We start from the raw sequence: 22,618 nt of genomic DNA, 5'->3' as shown, positions 1-22,618 counted from the left end.
ATGGAAATTGCGATGAAATCACATGTCGGCCGCGTCCGTCAGGTCAACGAGGACTACTTCGCCTGCATTGCCGACCTGAACGGGCGCGTTCTGGCCGTGGTCGCCGACGGCATGGGCGGCCACCAGGCTGGCGATATCGCCAGCCGCCTCGCCGTTGAGCGAATAGTAAAAGAACTGCGTCATCTGGACAGCGAACTGAGCGGGGAAGACGCCCGCGAGCGGCTGATGCACGCGCTCCTCATGGCCAATGAGGAAGTGTACCGGTACGCCCAGGAGCACCCGGAGTGCAGCGGCATGGGGACGACGATCGTGGCCGCGCTGCTGGGAGAGACCGGCGGCGTGACGGCGCACATCGGCGACAGCCGGCTGTATCATTTCAACGCGGATGGTCTGCAGTTGAAGACGGAAGACCACTCGCTCGTGCACGAACTGATGAAAAGCGGCCAAATCACGGCCGAGGAAGCCTCGGTTCACCCTCAGCGCAACGTGTTGATGCGCGCCCTCGGCACGGAGCCGGACGTGCGCATCGACCTGGGACAGTTCAACTGGTCGGAGGGCGACGTGGTGCTGCTGTGCTCTGACGGGTTGAGCAACAAAGTACATCATTCGGTGATGGTGGAGTGGCTGAAGCGTCCCGTATCGCTGCAGGCACAGGTGGACGGTCTGGTCGAACACGCCCTGGAGGCGGGCGGCGAGGACAACATCACACTGGTAGCCGTTCGCAACAGACCCAAGCCCGTCACCGGCCAAAGAGAGGGGTGAGCGAGATGGAAGGTCAACGACTGGGGGGACGATACCAACTGGAAGCCCGCATCGGCGGGGGCGGAATGGCCATCGTGTACAAGGCGAAGGATCTGGTCCTGAACCGTCAGGTGGCGGTCAAAGTGCTGCGTTCGCAGTTCGGAACGGACGAAGATTTCGTCACCCGTTTCCGGCGGGAGGCGCAGGCGGTGGCCAGCTTGTCTCACCCCAACGTGGTCGGCGTGTACGACGTGGGGCAGGACGGGGACACCCACTACATGGTGATGGAGTACGTGGAAGGCTCGACGCTGAAGGATCTGATCAACCGCCACGGAGCGCTTCCGGTGGAAGAGGCCGTGCGGATTGCTGCGGAAATCTGCGACGCGCTGGACCACGCCCACCAAAACCAGATCATCCACCGCGACATCAAGCCGCACAACATCCTGATCGGGAAAAACGGACGGGTGAAGGTGACCGATTTCGGCATCGCCCGTGCGGTGACGTCCACCACCATCACGCACACCAACGCCGTGCTCGGTTCGGTCCACTACTTTTCGCCGGAGCAGGCCCGCGGTGGCGTGACGGCGGAAAAGTCGGACATTTACTCGCTGGGGATTGTGCTCTACGAAATGGTCACCGGCCAACTGCCGTTTTCCGGCGATTCGCCGATTTCCGTCGCGCTGAAGCATTTGCAGGAACCCCTGCCCGAACCGCGGCAGGTCAATCCGGACATTCCGCAAAGCGTGGAGAACGTCATTCTCAAAGCGCTGGTAAAAGACCCGCAACTGCGCTACGCCTCCGCGCGGGAGATGCTGGAGGACCTGGAGACCTGCCTCTTGCCGGAGCGGCTTGACGAGGAGAAGATCCAATTCCCGGAAGACGACGAGCAGACGAAGGTGTATCCGGCCATCACGCCGGAGATGCTGGAAGGCCAGGGACGTCAGGGGCAGGCCGGGCAGCAGCGGCAGGAGGAAGAAACCCCGCAGCGGCGCCGATGGTGGGTCAAACCGGCGGGGTGGGTCGGGGCGATCGGGCTGTTCATGGTTCTGGCCTTTCTCGGGTTCAACCTGGTGGTAAACCTCTTCCCGTCTGTGCCCGAAGTGCAGGTGCCGCACGTGGAAGGGACGCACCGCACCCTGGCGGAGCAGAGAATCCGCGAAGCCAAACTGGTCCCGCAGGTGGTCTACGAGCCGAACGACAGCGTGGAGAAGGACATCGTGATCCGGCAGGACCCGGCGCCGCCGATGCGGCTGAAGGAAAACGGCATCGTCACGATCTACGTCAGCAAGGGGCAGGAAGCCGTGGAGATGCCCAACCTCGTCAACCTGAGTCGGGAGGAAGCGGAAGAGGCTTTGAAAGAAAAAGGGTTTGCCATCACGGACAATACCTTCGTGGAAAAAGAGGACGAGAAGGTGCCGGCCGGCCATGTGATCGACCAGTTCCCGCCGGCGGACGAGAAGGTCGTTCCCAACCAGACCGACGTGCGGGTGGAGATCAGCACGGGACCGCCGCAGGTAACCATTCCGGACGTGCGCAACAAGTCCCTGGAACAGGCCCAGATCGAGCTGTTCAAGAAGGGGCTTCTGGTCGACCAGCAAAACATCAGGCAGGAACCGGCCTATACGGACACGCCGGGCATTGTCATCGGCATGCCTTCGCCTTACGAGCCGGGCACCCGGGTGACCAAGGGAACGGCGATTCCGCTGATCGTAAGCAACGGCCAATATCCGGCGGAAGCCCGGTTCGCCTCCCAGCCGATCTACATGGAGGTGCTGGACGGCGAGGGAGAAGTGTCGGTCAAGATTACGGTGAGCGACGCGCGCGGCGACAATCAGGTTGTCGTCGATGAAAAAATCACCGAGAGCAAGAATTACGACGTGCCGGTTGTGCTGTCGCCGCAGAAAAACGCCGTGATCCGTGTGTACCGCAACGGGGTGCCGGATTATCAGAAAATCACCATCACCTACGACAGTGTGCCATAAGCAGTTGGGGGGACATGGATGCCAGAAGGACGGATCGTGAAAGCATTAAGCGGATTCTACTACGTGGCCGACGGGGATCGAGTCTACCAGTGCCGGGCCCGGGGACTGTTCAAGAAAAAAGGGGCGAAAGTGAATCCGCTCGTCGGCGACTGGGTGGTGTACGAAGTCATCAGCGACGGCGAGGGGTACGTGATGGAGGTGGGCGAACGGACGAGCGAGCTGGTTCGCCCGCCCATCGCCAACGTCGATCAGGCCGTGCTCGTCTTTTCCATGGTGGAGCCGGCGTTCAGTCCGTTTTTGCTGGACAAGTTTCTCGTGCATACGGAGCACGCCGGGATTGATTCCGTGATCGTGCTGTCCAAGGCGGACCTCGCAGCGGACGATGACGTGGAAGCGGTCGTGCGCAAATACGAGAAGATCGGCTACCGCGTCATCCCCACGTCCACGTTGGACAAGCGCGGCGTCGAAGCTCTCCGCGAAGCGCTGCGCGACTCCATCTCCGTCTTCGCCGGCCAGTCGGGCGTAGGCAAGTCCTCGCTGATCAACGCCTTGTTTCCCGGCATCAGCCTGCAGACCGGCGACGTCAGCCAGAAGCTGGGGCGCGGCCGGCATACGACCCGCCACGTGGAGCTGATCCCGCTTCCCGGCGGGGGGTACGTGGCGGACACCCCCGGTTTCAGTTCCCTGGAGTTTATCGGCATCGACGAGCTCGACCTGGCGGAGGCGTTCCGCGACTTCGGTGCGCTGGGCGTCCCGTGCAAGTTTCGCGGTTGTCTGCACGTAAGCGAACCCGGCTGCGCCGTCCTCGCGGCACTGCAAGCGGGCGAGCTGGACGCCGAGCGCTACGAACACTACAAGCAATTTCGCGAGGAACTGAAAGAATACCAACGGAGGAACAAGCCATGGTAAAAATCGCACCCTCTATCCTGTCCGCCGACTTTGCCCGGCTGGGCGAAGAAATTCGCGACGTCGAGCGGGGCGGCGCCGACTGGATTCACGTCGACGTGATGGACGGCCGCTTTGTTCCCAACATCACGATTGGACCGCTGATCGTGGAGGCGATCCGCCCCGTGACCAAGCTGCCCCTGGACGTGCATCTGATGATCGAAGAGCCGGACCGCTACATCCCGCAGTTTGCCAAGAGCGGCGCGGACTGGATCACGGTTCACCAGGAAGCGTGCCGCCATCTGCACCGCACGCTGTACCTGATCAAGGAGCAGGGGGTAAAGGCGGGGGTTGTGCTCAACCCGGCCACCCCGCTGGTGACGATCGAATCGGTGCTGGAGGATCTGGACATGGTGCTGCTGATGACGGTCAACCCCGGTTTTGGCGGCCAGAAGTTCATTCACAGCGTCGTGCCGAAAATCAAAGAGCTGCGCCGGATGCTGGAGGAGCGCGGATTGGACCACGTGGAAATTGAAATTGACGGCGGTGTCAACGCGCAGACGGCCCGCCTCTGCGAGGAAGCGGGGGCTACGGTGCTCGTCGCCGGAAGCGCCGTCTTCAACCAGGCCGACCGCGCGCAGGCCATCGCGGCGATTCGCGGCTGACCCGAACCGCAACAAAAAGCCATCCTCATCATGAGGATGGCTTTTGTCGTTTGGTTACTGTCCAATGATGACCCGTTCTTTCGGATAGTGGTAGCGAATCTGCCGCTCGTCCTTTTTCAGCAGGAGCAGCAGGTTGACAATCCCGATCCGGCCGATCACCATCGCGATGATCAGGATCAGTTTGCCGGACGTGCTCAGTTCGGATGTAATCCCCATGGACATTCCGGTCGTCCCGAACGCCGAGCACACCTCAAAGAAGACCTGCTGGATGGGCAGCCCCTCGATCCAGACGAGCAGGACGATCGCGGCGAAGACCAGGCTGATGGCCACAAAGAAGACGAGAAAGGAGCGCATGATGTCGTCTTGCTCCAGCTCCCGGCCGAACACCTTGACGTCTTTCTGGCCGCGCATGTAGGAGACCACCGTGGCGATCATGACAAAAAACGTGGTCGTCCGGATCCCGCCCCCCACGCTGTTGGGGGAGGCCCCGATGAACATCAGCGCGGACAGCATGACCAGCGTCGGCGTGGACAGCAGGCTGACATCCATCGTCGTCAAGCCGGCGCTGCGTGTGGAGAGCGATTGAAACAGCGCGTAAAAAAGCGATTCGTGCCAGCTCTTGTCCGTAAGGAACCCGTCCCATTCAAAGAGCAGGAAAAACAGGGTGCCCGCCACGCTCAGGATCAAGTAGGTCAGCGTGGTGATTTTGGTAAACAGCGAAAAGGTAAACCGCTGGTTGAGCCGCCGATGCGCGACGTAGTCCTTCACCTCGACCAGCACGGGAAAGCCGATGGCCCCCAAGACCATCAAGACCATGTTGATGAGCTGGAACACGTAGTCGTGGGAAAAGCCGACCAGCGAGCTTCCGTAGATGTCAAATCCGGCGTTGGTGAAGGCGCTGACCGACGCGAAAAAACCGTGAAAATAGGCCGAGTACCAATCGTCGTGGTACCCTGCCGACAAAAAGTAACTCCCCAGCATGACCGTTCCGGCCAGCTCGATGAAGATGGCGAGCAGGAGAATGCTGCGCATCAGGGAGACGAGACCGGCAAGCGTGGGGCGGTTGTGGTCGGTGGCGATCCATTTGCGCTGTTCCAGCCCGATTCGCTGCCGCAGAACCAGCCAGAAAAACGTTCCCAGCGTCATGATGCCGATGCCGCCGATCTGAAAGAGCAGGGTGAGCAGGAGAATCCCCCAGTGATTGAACACCTCGTGAATCGCGATCACGGTCAGACCCGTCACGCTGATGGCGCTTGACGCGGTAAACAGCGCGTCGATAAACGTAAGCCGGGCGCCGGGCTGGTGAAAGAACGGCAGCATCAAAAGCAGGGTGGAAATCAGCACGGCACTCAGGTAAAAGAGCACAATAATTTGTACGGAACTGAAACGACGTCGTTTGTCGGTCAAAGCCAAAGCAACTGCCTCCCGTAAAACATCATACGGACTATCATATCGAATGGGAGGGCGGTTCGCAATGCCCAAAAGAGGGCCGGGACAGCGAAGATGCCGTCCCGGCCCTGCCGTGCGTTGTTTTGTTTTCTACAAGGCTGACGGTTGGTTGGAGGTCACGTAGGTGCCGGCAATCAGGTCGTGGATCGCCCGCTTGTCGTCGCGGACGACGACCATGATTGCGCTGATGATCGCCGCGATCCCGAACGTCAGGCCGTAGACGATCCACATCCCGACGACCAGGCGCAGCAGCATCGTGCCGATGCCGACGGGCTCGCCGTTTACCTTGACGATGCGCACGCCCACAATCCTTTTGCCGATCGTGTAGCCGTACCAGAGGACCGGGAGCAAAAGCGAGTAGAGTGTGGAAATCAGATTGGTCACAAGATTGCCTGACCAATTTCCCGTAATCCAGTAGCTGATCAAAAGCAAAGGAACTCCGAAAATGAGTCCGTCCAGCAGGTTGGCTCCCAGTCGGGCCCAAAAGCCGACCGGGTTGCTCGGCAGCGGTTTGACCGTTTCCATGTTGCTCACCTCCTTATTGATCATCTTTCCATTATATGCAGAATCATGAAAATATTACAAGGTGGTGAACAAGCGCAGCAGCAGCGCGATCCGCTGCGGAATGGCGTCAATCACGACGTGTTCGTGGGGAGCGTGGGCCCCGTCGCCGACAGGTCCCAGTCCGTCCAGCGTGGGCGTGCCGACCGCTGCCGCAACATTGCCGTCGCTGGTGCCGCCGACGCCGGTCTCGGTCAAGTCCAGCCCCTCCAGGGCAGCCAGCGAGCGGGCGTGAAGAAAGAGGCGTTCCGTCTCGCCGGTCCGTTCCATCGGCAGTTTGCTGATGCTCCCCTCCACCACCAGCTCGGCGCCGGGCAGGACGGGGGAGAGCGAGCGCATCAGCCGGCTGATCCGTTCCGCTTCGGCCGACGTGCTCACGCGCACGTCTACCACGGCTTCCGCGCTGTCCGGTACGACATTGGAGGCGGTGCCCCCCTTGATCGTGCCGACGGAGAGCGTGGTGCCCGCGGCGTAATCGGTCCAGGACTGGACGGCGAGGACGTGATGGGCCAGCTCGGCGATGGCGTTGACGCCTTTGGCGTGGTCGTTGCCGGCGTGGGCCGCCCGTCCTTTTACCTTCAACACGAAATCGCCGCCGCCTTTGCGGCTGGTTTTCAACGACCCGTCTTCCGCCGCAGGCTCGAGCACCAGCGCGCATTTGCTCCGCTTCGCTTCTTCTTTGATCAGCGCCTCCGAGGACGGGCTGCCGACCTCTTCGTCCGTGTTCCAGAAAAAGACCAGCTTGCTTGCCAGCGGCAGGTTTTCTTCGATGATCGCGCGCAGGGCAAAATAGCTGAACACGATTCCCGCCTTCATGTCGTACGTGCCGGGTCCCCACGCTTTGCCGTCCTCGATGCGCCACGGCTCCCGGTTGAGCGTGCCGATCTCCTTGACTGTGTCAAAATGGCCGAGAACGAGCACCTGTTCCCGGCCGCTTCCGTATTCCAGGCGCAGTTGGCTGCCGTATTCGCGCTGTGGAATCGCCTCCACGCGGCAGCCCAGTTCGCGAAAACGGGCCGTGATGTACGCCCCGAGTCTGTCGACCGCCGCCTTGTCGTGCGTGGGTGTCTCCATTTCCACGTAGGTGCGCAGTTCTTCCAGCACATCCGGCAGCAGCCGGCGAAAATATTCGGTCCAATTCGTGTTCATACACGCCCTCCTCCTAACGGTTTCCACCTGCATGATACATCGTGGGGAAGAATACTGCCAGAGCGGGCGGCCGCGTTTCCGAAAAAAAGCAGAGAGGACGTCCGGACGCGGCGGAAAACCGAATCACACCGCCTGCTGCTGCATGATAAATAAAATTTAGTTGAAATTGTTTCGGTTATGATTAAAATAAGCATTATGATGAATAAATATAAGTTGTCGGAGAAGCAGCCGGCAGCTTGGCACTTCCGCAGCCAATGATCCATGGCAAGCGAAGGTACTTTACTCACATCATGTCTAGGGGGTATTCCGATGAAAAAGACGTCCTTGTTTTCGCTCGCCGTCTCCACGCTGCTGGCGGTAGCGGTACTGGCGGGATGCGGCACCGGCAGCCAGCCCGGCGCGCAGCCCGCAGGGGAACAGCCGGCCGGACAAGCTTCCTCCGGCGGAAAGAAAACGCTGATCATGGCCACGTCGGCCGACTACAAGCCGTATGAATTCCACGACCTGTCCAGCGGCCAGGACGAGATCGTCGGTTTTGACATCGACATCGCCAAGCACATCGGCAAAGAACTGGGCTTCGAGGTGCAGGTGGTCGACATGAACTTTGACGGGTTGATCCCTGCGCTGCAAAGCAAGCGCGCCGACTTCGTCATGGCGGGCATGTCGCCGACGAAGGAACGGCAGAAAAACGTGGACTTTTCCGTCATCTACTACGACGCCAAGAACTCGATTGTCGCCAAGAAGGAGAGCAAGCTCACCAAGCCGGAGCAGTTGGCCGGCAAAAAAGTGGCCGTGCAGACCGGCTCCATTCAGGAAGAAGCGGCCAAGGAACTGGCCAAGACGATCCAGGGGCTGGAAATCGTCTCGCTGAACAAGACGGGCGAAATCATCGAAGAGGTAAAAACCGGACGCGTCGACGCCGCGATCCTGGAGGACACCGTGGCCAAGGGGTACATCGACGCCAATCCGGGACTCCAGTTCACCACGATGCCAGAAGCCGAAAAGAACGGTTCCGCCGTCGCTTTCCCGAAAGGTTCTCCGTACGTGGAGGATTTCAACAAGGTGCTCAAACAGATGCAGGAAAACGGCGAGATGGACAAGCTGATCAAGAAGTGGTTCGGCCAATAACCGGGCCCTGACAAGGAGTAGAAAACGGGCATGTTTGATTTTGCACAAATTGTGCCCTATATCCCGTTTATCTTGAACGGGATAAAGGTCACATTACAGGTAACGCTCCTCTCGGTCGTGCTGGGGTTTATCTGGGGCTCGATTCTGGCGCTGATCAAGATTTCCAACATTCGCATACTGAAATGGCTGGCGGTCGCCTACACCTCGGTGTTTCGCGGCACGCCGCTGATTCTGCAGTTGACGTTCATCTATTTTGCGACACCGCAGATATTCGGCTATAACATTTCCAAATTCGAGGCGGCCGTGCTCACCTTTACGCTCAACTCCGGCGCGTACATTTCGGAGACGATCCGCGCAGGGATTCTGGCTGTCGACAAGGGGCAGTGGGAGGCGGCCAAGGCGCTTGGCGTTCCGTACCGGCAGATGATGATCGACATCATTCTGCCGCAGGCGCTGAAGAACATCCTGCCCGCCCTGGTGAACGAAACGATCGCGTTGTTGAAGGAATCGGCGCTGGTCTCCACGATCGGGCTGGCCGACATCATGCAGAACGCCAACATCGTGAAGGGAACGATCTTCCGCTACTTCGAGCCGTACCTGATTGCCGGCGCGCTGTACTACGTAATGGTCATGCTGCTCACCTGGCTGGCGCACGGTCTGGAGAGGAGGCTCAGACGCAGTGATTAAGATTCAAAACGTAAGCAAGTCGTTCGGGTCGCTCGACGTCCTGCACGACATCTCCACCGAGATCGGCCGCGGCGACGTGGTGGCGATCATCGGTCCGTCCGGTTCGGGGAAATCGACGCTGCTGCGCTGCATCAACCTGCTGGAGACCCCGACGAAGGGCAGCATCTTCATCGACGGGGACGAGATTACCGCTCCCAAAGCGGACGTGATGAAGATCCGGCAAAAAATCGGCATGGTGTTTCAGCACTTTTACCTCTTCCCGCACATGACCGTGCTGGACAACCTGACTTACGCGCCGGTCAAGGTGAAGGGCGTGTCCAAGGAGGCGGCCGAAGCCAAGGCCCGGGACCTGCTGGCCCGCGTCGGCCTCTCCGACAAGGCGGACGTCTTTCCGGCGCGGCTGTCCGGCGGGCAGAAGCAGCGCGTCGCCATCGCCCGGTCGCTGGCGATGGAGCCGGAGATCATGCTGTTTGACGAGCCCACCTCGGCGCTCGACCCGGAGATGGTCAAAGAGGTGCTGGAGGTTATGAAAGGGCTGGCCGATTCCGGCATGACGATGGCGATCGTCACGCACGAGATGAACTTTGCCCGGGAAGTGGCCGACCGCATCTGCTTCCTCGACGGGGGACGGCTGGTGGAAGAGGCGCCGCCGGCGGAGTTTTTCACCAGTCCACGCAGCGAGCGGGCCAAACAGTTCCTGGAAAAAATGCTGTGAGGGACAAGAGGCTGTCCCGGACAAAAACCGTGTTCAAGACGATGTCGCCGCTTGAGGGCAAACACAGCGGGGCACACCATGACGCAAGGGACGAAGCCGCGGGGCCAGAAGCGCTCCGCGGCTTTTTCTCTGCTCTCGATTTTGACAGACCGGACAGCTTCCGTTAGAATTAGCAGCAGCCGCTCTTTGGCTTCCGTCTTTTTCCATTGGTACTTCGGGTAAAAAGGAGTGAACGCGCATGGCTCGACAACGACTGCTCGTCTTGCTGGAAATGGCAATGATGGCAGCGCTTGCGGTTGTGTTCAGCGAAATCAAGGTGTTGGAAATGCCGCAGGGAGGGTCCGTCTCCCTGGTGATGGTGCCGATCGCCCTCATCGCGGTGCGGCGCGGGATTCTGCCGGGCGTGGTGACCGGCTTGATCGTCGGGCTGCTGCAAACGCTGCTGGGGGGCACGATCGTTGCTCCCGTTCAGGTGCTGCTCGACTACCCGCTGGCGTTTGCCGCCCTGGGACTGTCCGGCGTGATCCCGCTGTCCGGTCTGCAGGGGGCGACGAGGCGGATTGCGGCGCTGTGGAGCGCCCTGTTTGTCGGCGTGATCGGACGGTTTGTCTGCCACTTCATCTCCGGCATCGTCTGGTTCGGCCAATACGCACCGGAGGGGACGCCGGTCGCGCTCTACTCGTTCCTCTACAACATCACCTATCTGCTGCCGGAGATGATCATTGCCGGCATCGTGCTGACGGTGGTGCTGACCAGCGCGCCGCACCTGCTGTTTCCGGCGGGGGAACGGAGGCGGATGGCGTAAGGGAGCGCCAGGAGTCAGACGGGTTTCGGCTGCCGTCTCGGCGGGAACGAGGCGGCGTGCCGCGCCCATTTTCGTACACGGGCGAAAAAAGGGTCATATCGGCGGAGCCATCCGCATATGGTATTCAGGCAGCAATGCGTTGCCTGAATTTTTTTCATTTCGACACCGGGAGACACATGTTTGCCCCACGGCGGAATATGATGTAATATGCACGTTTGAACAGTACGCCTGAAGGAGGTGCGGCAGTAAATGGGATTGCGCTCCTTTCGCCTGCGACAGGGGGGCGCCTTGCGACGTGTTCTCGGGGTTGCGTTGGCTGTCGGAGGGATCACCATTTTCCTGTACACGGCACCTCCGTGGGTTTGGTATAGCCTGTTGGGATTGGGCCTCGTGGGGGCTGGCTGGTATCTGTATCACGTGAAGTAATTTCGGTAAGGAGGGGTACGCATGCGGTTCTACACCATCAAGTTGCCGAAGTTCCTGGGTGGCATGATTCGCGCCGTCATTGAGGCGTTCAACCGGAAAAAGTGACGGCGGCATCGCTGTGCACACATCTGACGGCGCCCTCGGAAGAAGCCGGCCCGGGGAAGCTGTTCATGCAGGGGAGGCCGGAAGCGGGCGCGCGCGGCGGTGCGTCAGTCGTTTCCGGGACGTTTCATGCAGGGCGGTCGACGCGCGAGCAGGCAGCGACCCGCTTTCAGGGGTTGGGAAAACAGCAGGGAAAAAGCAAAAAAGCACCTCGCGGGTGCTTTTTTTCGCGTTGTCCCGTATCGCGTTACACGCGGGTTACGAGACCGGATTTCAGCGCTCGGGTGCTGACGTAAACGCGCTTCGGTTTTCCATCTACGAGAATGCGCACTTTTTGAACGTTAACACCCCATTTGCGGCGAGTAGCGCGCATGGAGTGGGAGCGAGCGTTTCCAGCTTTGCCAGACTTGCCAGTTACAAAGCAGCGACGTGCCATTGCGATCCACCTCCCTTAGCTGCATATAAACGGGATACCCGGTGTGAGAAATACAAACACTTGCTTATAGTAGCACACCCCCCTGTCAATTGCAATACTTGACATGAGGAAAAGCCCGGCTTCCGCTTTTCCCCGCCGCGTTCGACAAAACGCTTCATTTCTCGCTTTTCATGGTGTAGAATTGGGAGAAGCATGGTATATACGTGCCTGACTAGAACGGCGACGCCGTTGAAAAAGGAGGAGTCCTTGCATGACAGTGGAAATGAGCACACCTCTGGGTAAAATTGACGTTGCAGAAGAAGTAATTGCGCGGATTGCCGGGGGCGCCGCCATGGAAGTGTTCGGCCTCGTCGGCATGGCTTCCCGGAAGGCGCTGAAAGATGGAATTGCCGAACTGTTGGGGCGGGACAATCTGAGTAAAGGCGTCGTCGTCCACAACCAGAACGGTGAAGTGGTACTGGACATGCATATCATCGTCAGCTACGGCGTGAAGATTTCCGAGGTGGCCGGGAACGTGCAGCGGCGCGTCCGGTACACGCTGGAACAGTTGGTTGGCGTCGATTTGGCTGCGGTTAATATCTATGTACAGGGAGTCCGTACAGACAGGGATTCGTAAGGAGGAACATCAGTTGGTACATACGCGTCTCGATGGCGTGCTGTTTAGCCGGATGGTTCATCTGGGGGCCAGGCTGCTGTCAAGCAACGCCAAAGTGGTGGATGGATTAAACGTCTTTCCGGTGCCGGACGGCGATACGGGGACAAACATGAATTTGACGCTCACGTCAGGAGTGGAGGAGCTGTCGCGCAGGGAATCGGCGTCGATCGGAGAGGCGGCCGCCGCGCTGGCGAGGGGGCTTCTGATGGGCGCTCGGGGGAACTCCGGGGTCATTCTGTCCCAGTTGTTCCGCGGCTTCAGCAAAGCGGTCAGCGGAAAAGACGTGATCAGCGCCCGCCAGTTCGCCGAGGCGTTGAAGGCCGGGGTGGATTCCGCCTATCAGGCAGTCATGAAGCCGGTGGAAGGCACCATTTTGACCGTTGCCCGCGAGGCGGCGGAGATGGCCGTTCGCACGGCGCGCGCCACAGACGACGTATTGCTGGTCATGGAAAAAACCTACGAACAGGCGCAGGCTGCGCTGCTGCGCACACCGGACATGCTGCCGGTGCTAAAGGAAGTGGGGGTCGTCGACTCGGGCGGCCAAGGGTTGCTGTTCGTCTACGAGGGCTTTCTCCGCGCCCTGCGCGGCGAGACGGCGGAAGAGCGTGAGGCAGAGTCCAAACGATCCGCTGCACAGGTCAATCTGGACGAACTGGTGCACGAGCAGCACAGCGCGCAGGTGCACCTGAAAACGGAGGACATCACGTTCGGCTACTGCACGGAGTTCATGATCCGGCTGGTCAACAGCACGGAACCGAACAAAAAGCCGTTTTCGGAAACGGTCTTCCGCCATCAACTGGACCAGATGGGCGATTCCCTGCTGGTCATCTCCGACGACGAAATCGTCAAGGTACATATACACGCCGAACACCCGGGCAGCGTGCTGCAGTACGCCCAGCAGTTTGGCAGCCTGCATCGGATCAAGATCGAAAACATGCGGGAGCAGCACGCCAACATCCTCCGTGAAGAGGAGAAAAAGGTGAGTGAAGCGAAAGCCCAACCGGCGGAGCCCCTTCCCTACGGCCTGGTCGCCGTCGCCGCCGGAGACGGCATCGCCGAGATTTACCGCAGCATGGGCGTCCACGTCGTGGTGGAAGGCGGCCAGACGATGAACCCCAGCACGGAAGACTTCGTCAAGGCGGTGGAGGGACTGCACGCCAAGCAGGTGATCATCCTGCCGAACAACAGCAATATCGTCATGGCCGCCCAGCAGGCTGCCGCGCTGGCGGATAAGCCGGTGGCCGTGATTCCGAGCAAGAGCATTCCCCAAGGGATGGCCGCACTGGTGGCGTTCAACGCGGGAGCGGACCTGGAAACCAACACCCAGGCGATGACCGCCGCCATCGGCCAGGTCAAGACCGGCTTGGTCACCCGCGCCGTGCGCGACACCCGGATGGGGGATGTGGAGATCAAGGAAGGCGATTTTATCGGCATTGCCGAAAAGGAAATCGTCACCGCCGGCACCGATCTGCTGGAGAGCGCCAAGGCGCTTTTGGACCGTCTCGTCGACGAAGAGACGGGCATCGTGACCGTTTTTCTGGGCGAAGGGGCCGGGGAGGAGCAGGCCGAAGAACTGCAGCAGGCGCTGGCTGAAGCGCATCCGGACGTGGAAGTGGAAATCCTCGTCGGCGGCCAGCCGCTCTACCCGTTCATCTTCTCCGTGGAATAACCGCAGCCGTGTGCTGTGAGAGGAGTTTTGCGCGAAATGTCTATCGTGATTTTGACCGACAGCGCATCGGACATCGATCAATCGCTGCGCGAGTCTCTCGGTATCGTGTCCGTGCCGCTCAAGGTGATGTTTGGCGAGGAGACCTACGCGGACGGGGTCACCATTACCGCTTCCGCTTTTTACGAAAAGCTGAAGCAGTCCGAGACGCTGCCGACCACGTCGCAGCCGTCGCCGCTCGATTTTGTGGAGGCGTACAAGGCGATCATCGACACGCACGGCAAAGACGTCCAGATTATTGCCATCATGCTGTCCGGAGCGATGTCCGGCACGTACCAGTCCGCGCTGATTGCCCGGTCGATGCTGGAGGAACAGGCGGACATCACGGTGATCGACTCCCGCAAGGCGTCGTTCGTCTACGGCATGATCTGCGTGGAGGCGGCCCGGGCGGCCCGGGAAGGGAAGTCCAAGCAGCAGATCCTGGACATGATCGACCACTTTTTGGATGAGGTCCGGGTCTTCTTCATCGTCGACACGCTGGAATACCTGCAAAAAGGCGGCCGGATCGGCAAGGCGTCGGCGCTGATCGGCTCGCTGTTGAACATCAAGCCGATCCTCACGCTGGACCCGGCCGGGTACGTCGCACCGTACGACAAGGTGCGGGGGACGAAAAAGGCGCTGGCGCGCGTCATGGAGACGCTGAAGGAGTACGCCGGCGACGATCCGGTCAAGGTGGCCGTGCTGCACAGCGCGATCCCCGACGAAGCGGCGGAGCAGTTGGCGCGGATCAAGCAGGAGTTCAACGTGGCCGATGCCTACCTGCAGCAAATTGGCCCGATCGTCGGCACCCACGCGGGACCGGGTCTATTAGCCGTCATGATGATAAAAGCGTAAAGGCGACAGCCTCCCTGAGCAGTTCAGGGAGGTTTTTCACTTTCCCTTCATGTAGCGCTTTCGAAAGTGGTACGATACAATGAGAGTGAATCTTGCTGATGTGACCCCTTGCCATTCAGGAGGAGAACCGGGTGAAATACAAAAGCGTGTTTGACATTATCGGTCCGATCATGGTCGGACCGTCCAGTTCCCATACAGCCGGCGCGGCCCGCATCGGCCGCGTGGCCCGGAAGCTGTTCGGCCGTCAGCCGAAGCGGGCGGAGATCACCTTTTACGGCTCGTTTGCCAAGACGTACAAGGGACACGGATCGGACGTGGCGACGGTGGCCGGCATTCTCGACTTCGAGACGTCCGACCTGCGCCTGAAGGATTCGCTCAGGATTGCCAAAGACCTGGGCGTCGACGTACAGGTGAAGACGTCTGACGAGCTGACCGGCCATCCCAACACCTCCCGCATCCGGCTGGCCGACGACGATCAGGAGATCGAAGTAGTCGGCATTTCCATCGGCGGCGGTAAAATCGAAGTCTCGGAGATCAATGGCTTTTCCTTTCAGCTTGGCTTTGACACCCCGACCTTGATGGTGCTTCACGAGGATCGTTTCGGCATGATTGCCGGCGTGGCCAAGGTGCTGACGCAGCACCGCATCAACGTGGGCCACATGGAAGTCTCCCGGCACGACCGCGGTTCGCGGGCCCTGATGGCGATCGAGACCGACGCGGTGGTATCGCCGCAGGTGCTGGACGAGATCAGGCAGATTCCCCACATCTTTGACGTCTCCCTGCTTTCGCTTGGCTGAAGCGGGATGAAGAGGAGTGAACCCGACAACATGTTTCGCAATGTGGCCGAACTGGTGGAATTGGCGGAATCCCAAGGGAAAAAGATCTCCCAGGTGATGATCGAGGCGGAAATGGAAGTCTCCCAGCGCAGCCGGGAGGCGATCTTAAACGACATGTACGCCAATTTGGACGTGATGGAAAAGGCAGTGCGGCGCGGCCTGACGGAAGATATCCGCTCCCACAGCGGGTTGACCGGCGGCGACGCCAAGAAGCTGCAGGAATACATGAAGACCAAGCCGTTTCTCTCCGGCCCGACCCTCTTGAACGCAGTGTCGATGTCGGTGGCCGTAAACGAAGTAAACGCGGCGATGGGCACGATCGTGGCGACGCCGACGGCGGGGGCGTGCGGGATTGTGCCGGGGACGCTGTTTGCCGTCTCCGACAGGCTGAAGCCGAGCCGCGAAGAAATGGTCAACTTCCTGTTTACGGCGGGAGCGATCGGCTACTGTATCGCCAACAACGCCTTCATCTCCGGCGCCGCCGGCGGCTGTCAGGCGGAGGTAGGATCGGCGACGGCGATGGCGGCGGCGGCGATCGTGGAAATGGCGGGCGGCACGCCGGAGCAGTCGGCTCAGGCTGTCGCGATCGCGCTCAAAAACATGCTCGGTCTGGTGTGCGACCCCGTGGCCGGACTGGTGGAGGTCCCCTGTGTCAAGCGCAACGCGATGGGAGCGGCCATCGCGACCGTGGCGGCGGACATGGCCTTGGCCGGGATCAAGAGCGTCGTGCCCACGGATGAGGTGATCGAAGCGATGTACCGCATCGGCTGTTCCATGCCGACCGCGCTGAAGGAGACGGCGCAGGGCGGTCTGGCCGCCACCCAGACGGGCCGGCAAATCGAAGCCAAGATTTTCGGCGTGCGGTTGGATGCAAAATGACGGACGTGTATCAAACGCCCGTCTCGCTTCTGCACGGGGTAGGCGAGGAACGGGCAAAAGCGCTGGCCGGTTTGGGCATACACAGCGTGGGCGACCTGCTGGAGTATTTCCCTTCCCGCTATGAAGATTACCGCGTGCGCGACGTGACAGAAGCAAAGGACGGGGAGAGGGTGACGCTGCAGGGGACGGTGTACGGCGAACCCTCTGTTCGTTTTTACGGCAGGCGAAAGTCTCGCATCGCGGTCAAGCTGGTCATCGACAAAGTGGTGGTGACCGCCGTCTGGTTCAACCAGACGTTTGTCAAAAGCCGGCTGTCTCCCGGAAAGGAGATTCTCGTTACCGGCAAATGGGACAGGCACAAGCTGCAGATCACGGTGAGCGAAATGACGGAGGCGGATTCCGACCGGGCGCAAAAGCGGGGCGAACTGGCACCGATCTACCCGCTTGGCGGCGACGTCACGCATTCGCTCCTGCGCAGGGCGATCCAGCAGGCGCTCAAGCAGTACGGGACCGAGATTCCGGAGATCCTGCCCGCCGACATCATCGCCCGCTACCGGCTCATGCCGCGGGCGGAGGCGTTTCACGCGATTCACTTTCCGAGGAGCGCCGAGGACGGACGGCAGGCGCGTCGCCGGATCATGTTTGAAGAACTCTTTTTATTCCAGTTGAAAATGCAGGCGCTGCGACGCATCACCCGGCAGCAGACGGAGGGCAGGGCGCTGGACGTGCCGATGGACGAAGTGCGCCGGTTCGTCGCCTCCCTGCCGTTTCCGCTGACCGACGCACAGAAGCGGGTCGTCAGGGAGATCCTTGCCGACATGCGCTCCCCCTACGCGATGAACCGGCTGCTGCAGGGGGATGTCGGCTCGGGGAAAACGGTGGTGGCCGCCATCGCCCTGTTTGCCGCTGTCAAGGCGGGCTATCAGGGAGCGCTGATGGTGCCGACGGAGATTCTCGCCGAGCAGCATCTGCAGTCGCTCACGGGACTGCTTTCCCCGCACGGCATCCAGGTGGCGCTTTTGTCCGGCTCGCTTGGGACCAAGCGGCGGCGGGACGTGATTTCCGCCCTGCAGATGGGCTTGATCGACGTCGTCGTGGGCACGCACGCGCTGATCCAGGAAGACGTCTTTTTCCGCAACCTGGGGCTGGTCATCACCGACGAGCAGCACCGCTTCGGCGTGGAGCAGCGGCGCATCCTGCGCAGCAAGGGCTTGTCCCCGGATGTGCTCTTCATGACGGCGACGCCCATTCCGCGGACGCTGGCGATCACGGCCTTTGGCGATATGGACGTCTCCACGATCGATCAGATGCCGGCCGGCCGCAAGCCGATCGAAACCACCTGGCGCAAGCACGAGCAGTTTCACCTCGTGCTGGAGCAGATGCGCGGCGAGCTGCGCAAGGGGCGGCAGGCGTACGTGATCTGCCCGCTGATCGAAGAGTCGGAAAAGCTGGACGTGCAAAACGCGATTGACGTTCACGCCCAACTCACGCAGTATTTTCCCGAATACCGCATCGGCCTGATGCACGGCCGCCTGCCCGCCAAGGAAAAGGACGCCGTGATGCAGGCGTTTCTCGCCGGCGAGTACGCCGTGCTCGTCTCCACGACAGTGGTGGAGGTAGGGGTAAACGTGCCCAACGCCACCTTCATGATCGTCTACGACGCCGAGCGGTTTGGCCTCGCCCAACTGCACCAGCTTCGCGGGCGTGTCGGCCGCGGCTCCGAGCAGTCCTACTGCGTCCTGATCGCCGACCCCAAGACGGAGATCGGCAAAGAGCGGATGCGCGTCATGTGCGAAACCACGGACGGCTTTGAGCTGTCCCGGCGCGATTTGGAGCTGCGCGGTCCCGGCGACTTTTTCGGCACCAAGCAGAGCGGCCTGCCGGAGTTCAAGGTGGCTGATCTGTTGAGTGACTACAAGGCGCTGGAGGTGGCCCGCCAGGAAACGGCCCGCCTGGTGGAGGACGAGCGGTTCTGGCGGGACGACCAGTACGCGTGGCTGCGCGGCTACTTGAAGCGCGAGGGCGTGCTGGACGGAATCGTGTTCGATTAGATCGGGCTGCGCGGCACACAACCCACCTGCCTGCAAGCGGTCAGGTGGGTTGGCGTTGTCCGCCCGTGGTTGCGCCAGTCCCGCGGCGTTCACCCGGGAAGTGCGCCGCTCGCAGCAGCCTGCCCAGTCTGCCCTCGGCAGGCTTTTTCTCTTTTAGGAGGACCGGTGGATTTACGGACCGGCGGATTTATGGACCCGCGGGAGCGGCCGCCTCTGCCCCCTGGCGCACGACGGTGACCGTGTAGGTGACGGTCTGGCCGCCCGGCGGGGTGACCGCGATCACGACCGTCGTGTCGTCGGTGTCCAGCGGAATTTCCACGGACGGCTGCTCGGCGGACAGCGGCACGTCGTTTACGGCGACCGCCGTCTCCGGGGCAGCGGCAGCCGTCATGTTGACAGCGCTTACATCTCGCTCGACGGTGAGCGTGTAGCGGGTGATGTCCGGAGAAAAAACGGGACTTAACTCGCCCTGGCCGAACGTCAGCGCGAGGAGTCCGGCGAGGGAATGCCCAGGCTGCCCGTCGGCGGCGCTGCCTTCCTGACGCGAGCCGTCGGCGGCGCTGCCCTCCTGATGCGGCCCGTCGACGGCGCTGCCCTCCTGATGCGGCCCGTCGACGGCATGCTCCTCCTCCGGCAGTACCGACGGCGTCTCCGCCTGCTGGTCGTATGCCGACAGCGGCTCCCGCACGTCGTAGGCTTTCGCCCAGTAGTATCCGGGGGCGGTGATCCGCTGCACGATAAAGTCCACCTGCCGGTCGGCGGCGACCGCTTCGGAGGTGGCCGACGCCATGCCGTCCGCATCCGTCACGATGTCCACAAACTTTCCGGCTCCGTACGCGAACCGGCCGTGGACAATGGCGGCCGGGATCGGAGCGTTCGTCTCCCTGTCGACGACCCGCAGGCTGACCTTGGCGCTGGTGCCGGTATGGGTGATCTCCATGCCGCGCACGACCATCGGCGCGAGCGGCGTGTCGCCGGTGACGGCCGACGTTTCGTCCGAGGCGGGGCCCTGGTTGCCCCTCACGTCGACGGCGGCCACCTTGTAGTAGTAGGTGGTGTTGGGCAACAGCCCCGTATCGGAGAAGAGGAGGCCTCTCGTACTGCCCGCCAGGTTGGACTCGTCGGGTTCAAACCCGCTGTCGGTACTGCGGTAGACGTAGTATTCCTCCACTTCCGTGTTGTCAAAGGCGCGGCCAAAGGTGACGTCGATCCGCTGGTGATCAAACGCGGCGGCGGTCGGCCGGACGCTCACAGCGGAAGGCGGGCTGTCGTCGGCCGGCGGCTCCCACGTGATCCGGTCCGGCCCCCAGTCGGAGGGGAGCTGGCGCAGCGGATCGTAGTGGTGCATGGCGATGCCGGCGAAAGCCGGATCGCTCCCGACTGCCGCGTACACTTTGTCCAGTTCGCTTTCCATGTGCGTGCGCCCTTCTTCGCGGAAGGTGATCGTCTCGGGATCGCCCCCGTCGGCGATGTCCAGCGTCTCCACCGCGATCACGACGGACCCGGGCTTGCCAATGGCATTGGCGTAGGCCAGTTCTCCCAGCGCTCCCTGAATGATGCCGGCCGATCCGTCGGCCGTGTCCCGGTAGTCCATGATGGCAACGTAGTCGCTGATGTTCTGGACGTGTTCGGACAGCCATGTCGCCGTTCCCCTCCAGGGGATGTTCTGCGCTTGGGCGGCTGAATCGTACCATCTGGGGATCACGGTGCCAAACGGCAGGTTGATCCCGGCAGCGTCTCTTCGCTGAATCATCTTGGAGAGACCGTCCAGGTACTGAATCTGGACGGAAGGCTGGGCGGTTTTGAAATCGGGCAGAATGTATGGCTCGATGTCCACGTTGACGCCGTCAAAGCGTTCGTCGGGAGCGGCGGAGAGGTTGTAGTTGATCACGTCTTCCATCGTGCGGACGGCGATCTCGTGGTAGCGGCTGTACGCGCCCATGTAGGGCAGGATCGTTCCGCCCGCGATGGTCGCGTGCACCTTGTACCCCCTGGAGTGGGCCCAGGAGACGAACGCCCGCACCTTCTCGGGCGCTTCCCGCATCACGTGCGTTCCGTACAATTGGTCGATGCCGAGGTAAAACGTCGTGACGGGATCCGACTGGAAGGTGGCGGTGTCCTGCGCCAGGGCGTCCAGCACCTCCTTGGAGCCGTCGTTGTAAAACAGGTTGTACGACGCTTTTTCCCAGATCCAGATGGCCCGGTCCTGCGGTTCCACGGTGACGGGTTCGGCTGCGGCGCCGCCAAGGCGGACGTACGTGGTCAGGCTGGTGCCGACATTTCCCCGGCGGTCGCTGGCCCGCGCTTCGATCCGGCTCGTTCCGGAGGCTCCGGCCGGCGGCTTCCAGAGGTACTTGTAGCGGCCGCTGGAACCGTCTGCCTTGGCCTTGAGCCATCTCCCTCCGTCGATCCTCACTTCCACGGAGGAGAGCGGGTTTTTCGCCTGCACCGACATTTCGATCATCACCGCCCCGTCCACCTGTGTGCCATCCGCCGGGCTGTCGATGGTGACGACCGGTTTGCTGGCCGCGGGATTCTCCACCTGCAGCGTGACAAATGGGGACCAGACCCCGTAGCGGGTCCCCGCGTCCCAGCCTTTCACGGCGATCTCGACGGGTCCGTCGTACCGGCTGGCGTCGATGTCGCAGTACCACGTGCCGGATCCGTCTCCGTCAGGATCGTCCGTGTGAACGTCTGCGAGTGTCTCGGCGTTGATCACGAGCATTAGCTCGTACGACCGTGATAGGTAAGGGTGCGTCCTCGCCTGCGCGGGGCGCGCATCGTGCGGATCCCCTTTTCCCCCACGTCACACCGTGCATGCGGCTTTCACCGCACACGGCGTTCCGCCATGTTCTCCCCAGCGGAGCGCATGGCTATGCCCCTTCGCTCCACAGGCATTACCCTGCTTCCTCGCTACTACGGGCTGCTGTCCTTCGGATGCAACGGCCATTTCCTGCCGTTTCGAAGCATCGCGGTTTGCCCCGCTTGGCATCTTCGTCCGAAGTTCCGACGTTCCCTGTACCCTAGCCTTGCATCTGCTGCCGTAGCCCTCCTCTCTGACCCGTCAGCCGTTCACCCGCCCGCAGTCGGAAGGGCGGGGGAACTCCATTCCCTTACCGGAGTGGAACAGAAGGAACGCGGACGAAGTTCCTTCCGCGACTGCCCCGCGCAACGCGGGGAGGAGGGGATCGACATGTCCCCGCCGGACGGGTCGTTCTTCCGAGGATTCGTGCCAACGCCGAGGCGTTCTCCTGGGCATAGCAGCTTTATGGCCCCCCGGCACCTTTGTCCGAAGCAAAGACGCCGCGCTTCACCGAGCTTCATACGCGTCCGAGGCAAATCGGCCGCGCATGTCGGAGGATCAGGCAGGAATGCCGACTTTCATTCCGGGCGGGCGCTTCCCCCGCCGAATCGGATACAGAGTTAGACTCCCGAAGCGGGGAGCCCCCTGGTTTTGCCGCCCATTTCTAAGCGGATTGTCCAGGAACGTCGCGCACCGTCCACGTATGTGCCGGACACCCGGATGGTTCCCGCTTTGATTTGATCTCCGTTCGCGTGCGAGTCGATCGTGATCGAGGCTTGGGCATGAGCGGGCGGAGGAGCGCTGAAAAAGGGAAACAAGGCCAACAGGGAAACGAGAAAAACACGGGCGAAAGGAGGCAAACCTGCGGTCATCCTGATGTGTCGCAACGTCATGTCAACTCCTTTCTGGATGTGCTGCGCGACCAAGGACGGGCCAAAGCCAAAGCCTTGATCGTTACCAACATTGTAATGTTTCAGAACGATTTTCAGTACGGCTTTTCACGTCTCTTTTGCGCGTGTAATTCCCGTTTGTCCCGTTTGTCCGGCAAGGAGCGAAGGGCGGATGATGGTTTCGGGGTCCTGGCCGCTTCGCATGCTTGATCA

Annotated in this window: 21 protein-coding genes; 16 read left to right on the top strand and 5 right to left on the bottom strand. The window is 61.3% G+C overall.

Features of this window, described 5'->3' with window-relative positions:
• Genes FOI68_RS12290 through rpe form a run of 4 tightly spaced genes read left to right on the top strand, consistent with a single transcriptional unit; the run spans position 1 to position 4,273 of the window.
• On the top strand, positions 1–762 hold the full coding sequence (locus FOI68_RS12290) for a Stp1/IreP family PP2C-type Ser/Thr phosphatase (protein WP_029100060.1): 762 nt from the start codon (positions 1–3) through the stop codon (positions 760–762).
• A 5-nt stretch (positions 763–767) separates the two neighbouring features.
• Positions 768–2,723, top strand: coding sequence for a Stk1 family PASTA domain-containing Ser/Thr kinase (gene pknB, locus FOI68_RS12285; protein WP_143863343.1), 1,956 nt, complete (start codon positions 768–770; stop codon positions 2,721–2,723).
• An 18-nt stretch (positions 2,724–2,741) separates the two neighbouring features.
• Positions 2,742–3,632, top strand: coding sequence for a ribosome small subunit-dependent GTPase A (gene rsgA, locus FOI68_RS12280; protein WP_143863342.1), 891 nt, complete (start codon positions 2,742–2,744; stop codon positions 3,630–3,632).
• Positions 3,626–4,273: a ribulose-phosphate 3-epimerase gene (rpe, locus tag FOI68_RS12275; protein ID WP_143863341.1), complete on the top strand. Its 648-nt coding sequence runs from the start codon at positions 3,626–3,628 to the stop codon at positions 4,271–4,273. The genes rsgA and rpe overlap by 7 nt, the downstream gene beginning before the upstream one ends.
• 54 nt (positions 4,274–4,327) lie before the next feature.
• Here rpe and FOI68_RS12270 read toward each other — a convergent pair whose 3' ends face one another.
• The 3 genes from FOI68_RS12270 to FOI68_RS12260 form a co-directional block, all read right to left on the bottom strand.
• Positions 4,328–5,686: a TrkH family potassium uptake protein gene (locus tag FOI68_RS12270; protein WP_143863340.1), complete on the bottom strand. Its 1,359-nt coding sequence runs from the start codon at positions 5,684–5,686 to the stop codon at positions 4,328–4,330.
• Between the two features lie 126 nt (positions 5,687–5,812).
• Positions 5,813–6,247: an RDD family protein gene (locus FOI68_RS12265; protein WP_143863339.1), complete on the bottom strand. Its 435-nt coding sequence runs from the start codon at positions 6,245–6,247 to the stop codon at positions 5,813–5,815.
• 54 nt (positions 6,248–6,301) lie between these two features.
• Positions 6,302–7,432, bottom strand: coding sequence for a M20 family metallopeptidase (locus FOI68_RS12260; protein WP_143863338.1), 1,131 nt, complete (start codon positions 7,430–7,432; stop codon positions 6,302–6,304).
• 309 nt (positions 7,433–7,741) lie between these two features.
• Between FOI68_RS12260 and FOI68_RS23790 the strand changes: the two genes are divergently transcribed.
• From FOI68_RS23790 to spoVM, 5 genes are all read left to right on the top strand, one after another.
• Positions 7,742–8,560 carry a transporter substrate-binding domain-containing protein gene (locus FOI68_RS23790; protein WP_221935120.1) on the top strand — a complete coding sequence of 273 codons (819 nt, stop codon included), beginning with the start codon at positions 7,742–7,744 and terminating at the stop codon, positions 8,558–8,560.
• 30 nt (positions 8,561–8,590) lie between these two features.
• On the top strand, positions 8,591–9,247 hold the full coding sequence (locus FOI68_RS23785) for an amino acid ABC transporter permease (protein WP_029100068.1): 657 nt from the start codon (positions 8,591–8,593) through the stop codon (positions 9,245–9,247).
• Positions 9,240–9,962: an amino acid ABC transporter ATP-binding protein gene (locus FOI68_RS12250; RefSeq protein WP_029100069.1), complete on the top strand. Its 723-nt coding sequence runs from the start codon at positions 9,240–9,242 to the stop codon at positions 9,960–9,962. The genes FOI68_RS23785 and FOI68_RS12250 overlap by 8 nt, the downstream gene beginning before the upstream one ends.
• A 238-nt stretch (positions 9,963–10,200) precedes the next feature.
• Positions 10,201–10,767, top strand: coding sequence for an energy-coupled thiamine transporter ThiT (thiT, locus tag FOI68_RS12245; protein WP_035294954.1), 567 nt, complete (start codon positions 10,201–10,203; stop codon positions 10,765–10,767).
• 447 nt (positions 10,768–11,214) lie between these two features.
• On the top strand, positions 11,215–11,298 hold the full coding sequence (gene spoVM, locus FOI68_RS12240; RefSeq protein WP_035286689.1) for a stage V sporulation protein SpoVM: 84 nt from the start codon (positions 11,215–11,217) through the stop codon (positions 11,296–11,298).
• Between the two features lie 244 nt (positions 11,299–11,542).
• Here the strand turns inward: spoVM and rpmB are convergent, their stop codons facing one another.
• Positions 11,543–11,731: a 50S ribosomal protein L28 gene (gene rpmB, locus FOI68_RS12235; RefSeq protein ID WP_081656570.1), complete on the bottom strand. Its 189-nt coding sequence runs from the start codon at positions 11,729–11,731 to the stop codon at positions 11,543–11,545.
• Between the two features lie 250 nt (positions 11,732–11,981).
• Between rpmB and FOI68_RS12230 the strand changes: the two genes are divergently transcribed.
• The 6 genes from FOI68_RS12230 (at position 11,982) to recG (ending at position 18,712) form a co-directional block, all read left to right on the top strand.
• Positions 11,982–12,347 carry an Asp23/Gls24 family envelope stress response protein gene (locus tag FOI68_RS12230; protein ID WP_029100072.1) on the top strand — a complete coding sequence of 122 codons (366 nt, stop codon included), beginning with the start codon at positions 11,982–11,984 and terminating at the stop codon, positions 12,345–12,347.
• Between the two features lie 13 nt (positions 12,348–12,360).
• Entirely contained in the window at positions 12,361–14,055 is a 1,695-nt protein-coding gene (locus FOI68_RS12225) for a DAK2 domain-containing protein (protein ID WP_029100073.1), read from the top strand.
• A 36-nt stretch (positions 14,056–14,091) separates the two neighbouring features.
• Positions 14,092–14,946 (top strand): DegV family protein, encoded by an 855-nt coding sequence (locus FOI68_RS12220; protein ID WP_035294950.1) that lies wholly within the window; start codon positions 14,092–14,094, stop codon positions 14,944–14,946.
• Positions 14,947–15,077: 131 nt separating this feature from the next.
• Positions 15,078–15,743, top strand: a complete 666-nt coding sequence (gene sdaAB / locus FOI68_RS12215; RefSeq protein ID WP_143863337.1) for an L-serine ammonia-lyase, iron-sulfur-dependent subunit beta — start codon at positions 15,078–15,080, stop codon at positions 15,741–15,743.
• Between the two features lie 30 nt (positions 15,744–15,773).
• Positions 15,774–16,661, top strand: coding sequence for an L-serine ammonia-lyase, iron-sulfur-dependent, subunit alpha (gene sdaAA, locus FOI68_RS12210; RefSeq protein WP_044899490.1), 888 nt, complete (start codon positions 15,774–15,776; stop codon positions 16,659–16,661).
• Entirely contained in the window at positions 16,658–18,712 is a 2,055-nt protein-coding gene (recG, locus tag FOI68_RS12205) for an ATP-dependent DNA helicase RecG (protein WP_029100077.1), read from the top strand. Before sdaAA ends, recG begins: the two co-directional genes overlap by 4 nt.
• A 187-nt stretch (positions 18,713–18,899) precedes the next feature.
• On the opposite strand, the gene FOI68_RS12200 is transcribed toward recG, so the two are convergent.
• On the bottom strand, positions 18,900–21,431 hold the full coding sequence (locus tag FOI68_RS12200) for a cadherin-like beta sandwich domain-containing protein (protein ID WP_143863336.1): 2,532 nt from the start codon (positions 21,429–21,431) through the stop codon (positions 18,900–18,902).
• Between the two features lie 866 nt (positions 21,432–22,297).
• On the opposite strand from FOI68_RS12200, the gene FOI68_RS12195 reads away from it, so the two are divergent.
• Positions 22,298–22,615, top strand: coding sequence for a hypothetical protein (locus FOI68_RS12195; RefSeq protein ID WP_143863335.1), 318 nt, complete (start codon positions 22,298–22,300; stop codon positions 22,613–22,615).
• Positions 22,616–22,618: the final 3 nt, after the last annotated feature.

Origin of the sequence: Brevibacillus sp. LEMMJ03 (assembly GCF_007197875.1) — a bacterium.
GTDB classification, from domain to species: domain Bacteria; phylum Bacillota; class Bacilli; order Brevibacillales; family Brevibacillaceae; genus Brevibacillus; species Brevibacillus thermoruber.
The sequence above is the reverse complement of the archived record's forward strand: the minus strand, read 5'-3'. Positions and strand labels throughout refer to the sequence as shown.

Excerpts from the sequence above, each read along its gene's own strand:
- FOI68_RS12290 (WP_029100060.1), top strand. The coding sequence starts at position 1 with ATGGAAATTGCGATGAAATCACATGTCGGCCGCGTCCGTCAGGTCAAC.
- pknB (WP_143863343.1), top strand. The coding sequence starts at position 768 with ATGGAAGGTCAACGACTGGGGGGACGATACCAACTGGAAGCCCGCATC.
- rsgA (WP_143863342.1), top strand. The coding sequence starts at position 2,742 with ATGCCAGAAGGACGGATCGTGAAAGCATTAAGCGGATTCTACTACGTG.
- rpe (WP_143863341.1), top strand. The coding sequence starts at position 3,626 with ATGGTAAAAATCGCACCCTCTATCCTGTCCGCCGACTTTGCCCGGCTG.
- FOI68_RS12265 (WP_143863339.1), bottom strand. The coding sequence starts at position 6,247 with ATGGAAACGGTCAAACCGCTGCCGAGCAACCCGGTCGGCTTTTGGGCC.
- FOI68_RS12260 (WP_143863338.1), bottom strand. The coding sequence starts at position 7,432 with ATGAACACGAATTGGACCGAATATTTTCGCCGGCTGCTGCCGGATGTG.
- FOI68_RS23790 (WP_221935120.1), top strand. The coding sequence starts at position 7,742 with ATGAAAAAGACGTCCTTGTTTTCGCTCGCCGTCTCCACGCTGCTGGCG.
- FOI68_RS23785 (WP_029100068.1), top strand. The coding sequence starts at position 8,591 with ATGTTTGATTTTGCACAAATTGTGCCCTATATCCCGTTTATCTTGAAC.
- thiT (WP_035294954.1), top strand. The coding sequence starts at position 10,201 with ATGGCTCGACAACGACTGCTCGTCTTGCTGGAAATGGCAATGATGGCA.
- spoVM (WP_035286689.1), top strand. The coding sequence starts at position 11,215 with ATGCGGTTCTACACCATCAAGTTGCCGAAGTTCCTGGGTGGCATGATT.
- rpmB (WP_081656570.1), bottom strand. The coding sequence starts at position 11,731 with ATGGCACGTCGCTGCTTTGTAACTGGCAAGTCTGGCAAAGCTGGAAAC.
- FOI68_RS12230 (WP_029100072.1), top strand. The coding sequence starts at position 11,982 with ATGACAGTGGAAATGAGCACACCTCTGGGTAAAATTGACGTTGCAGAA.
- FOI68_RS12220 (WP_035294950.1), top strand. The coding sequence starts at position 14,092 with ATGTCTATCGTGATTTTGACCGACAGCGCATCGGACATCGATCAATCG.
- sdaAA (WP_044899490.1), top strand. The coding sequence starts at position 15,774 with ATGTTTCGCAATGTGGCCGAACTGGTGGAATTGGCGGAATCCCAAGGG.
- recG (WP_029100077.1), top strand. The coding sequence starts at position 16,658 with ATGACGGACGTGTATCAAACGCCCGTCTCGCTTCTGCACGGGGTAGGC.
- FOI68_RS12195 (WP_143863335.1), top strand. The coding sequence starts at position 22,298 with ATGAGCGGGCGGAGGAGCGCTGAAAAAGGGAAACAAGGCCAACAGGGA.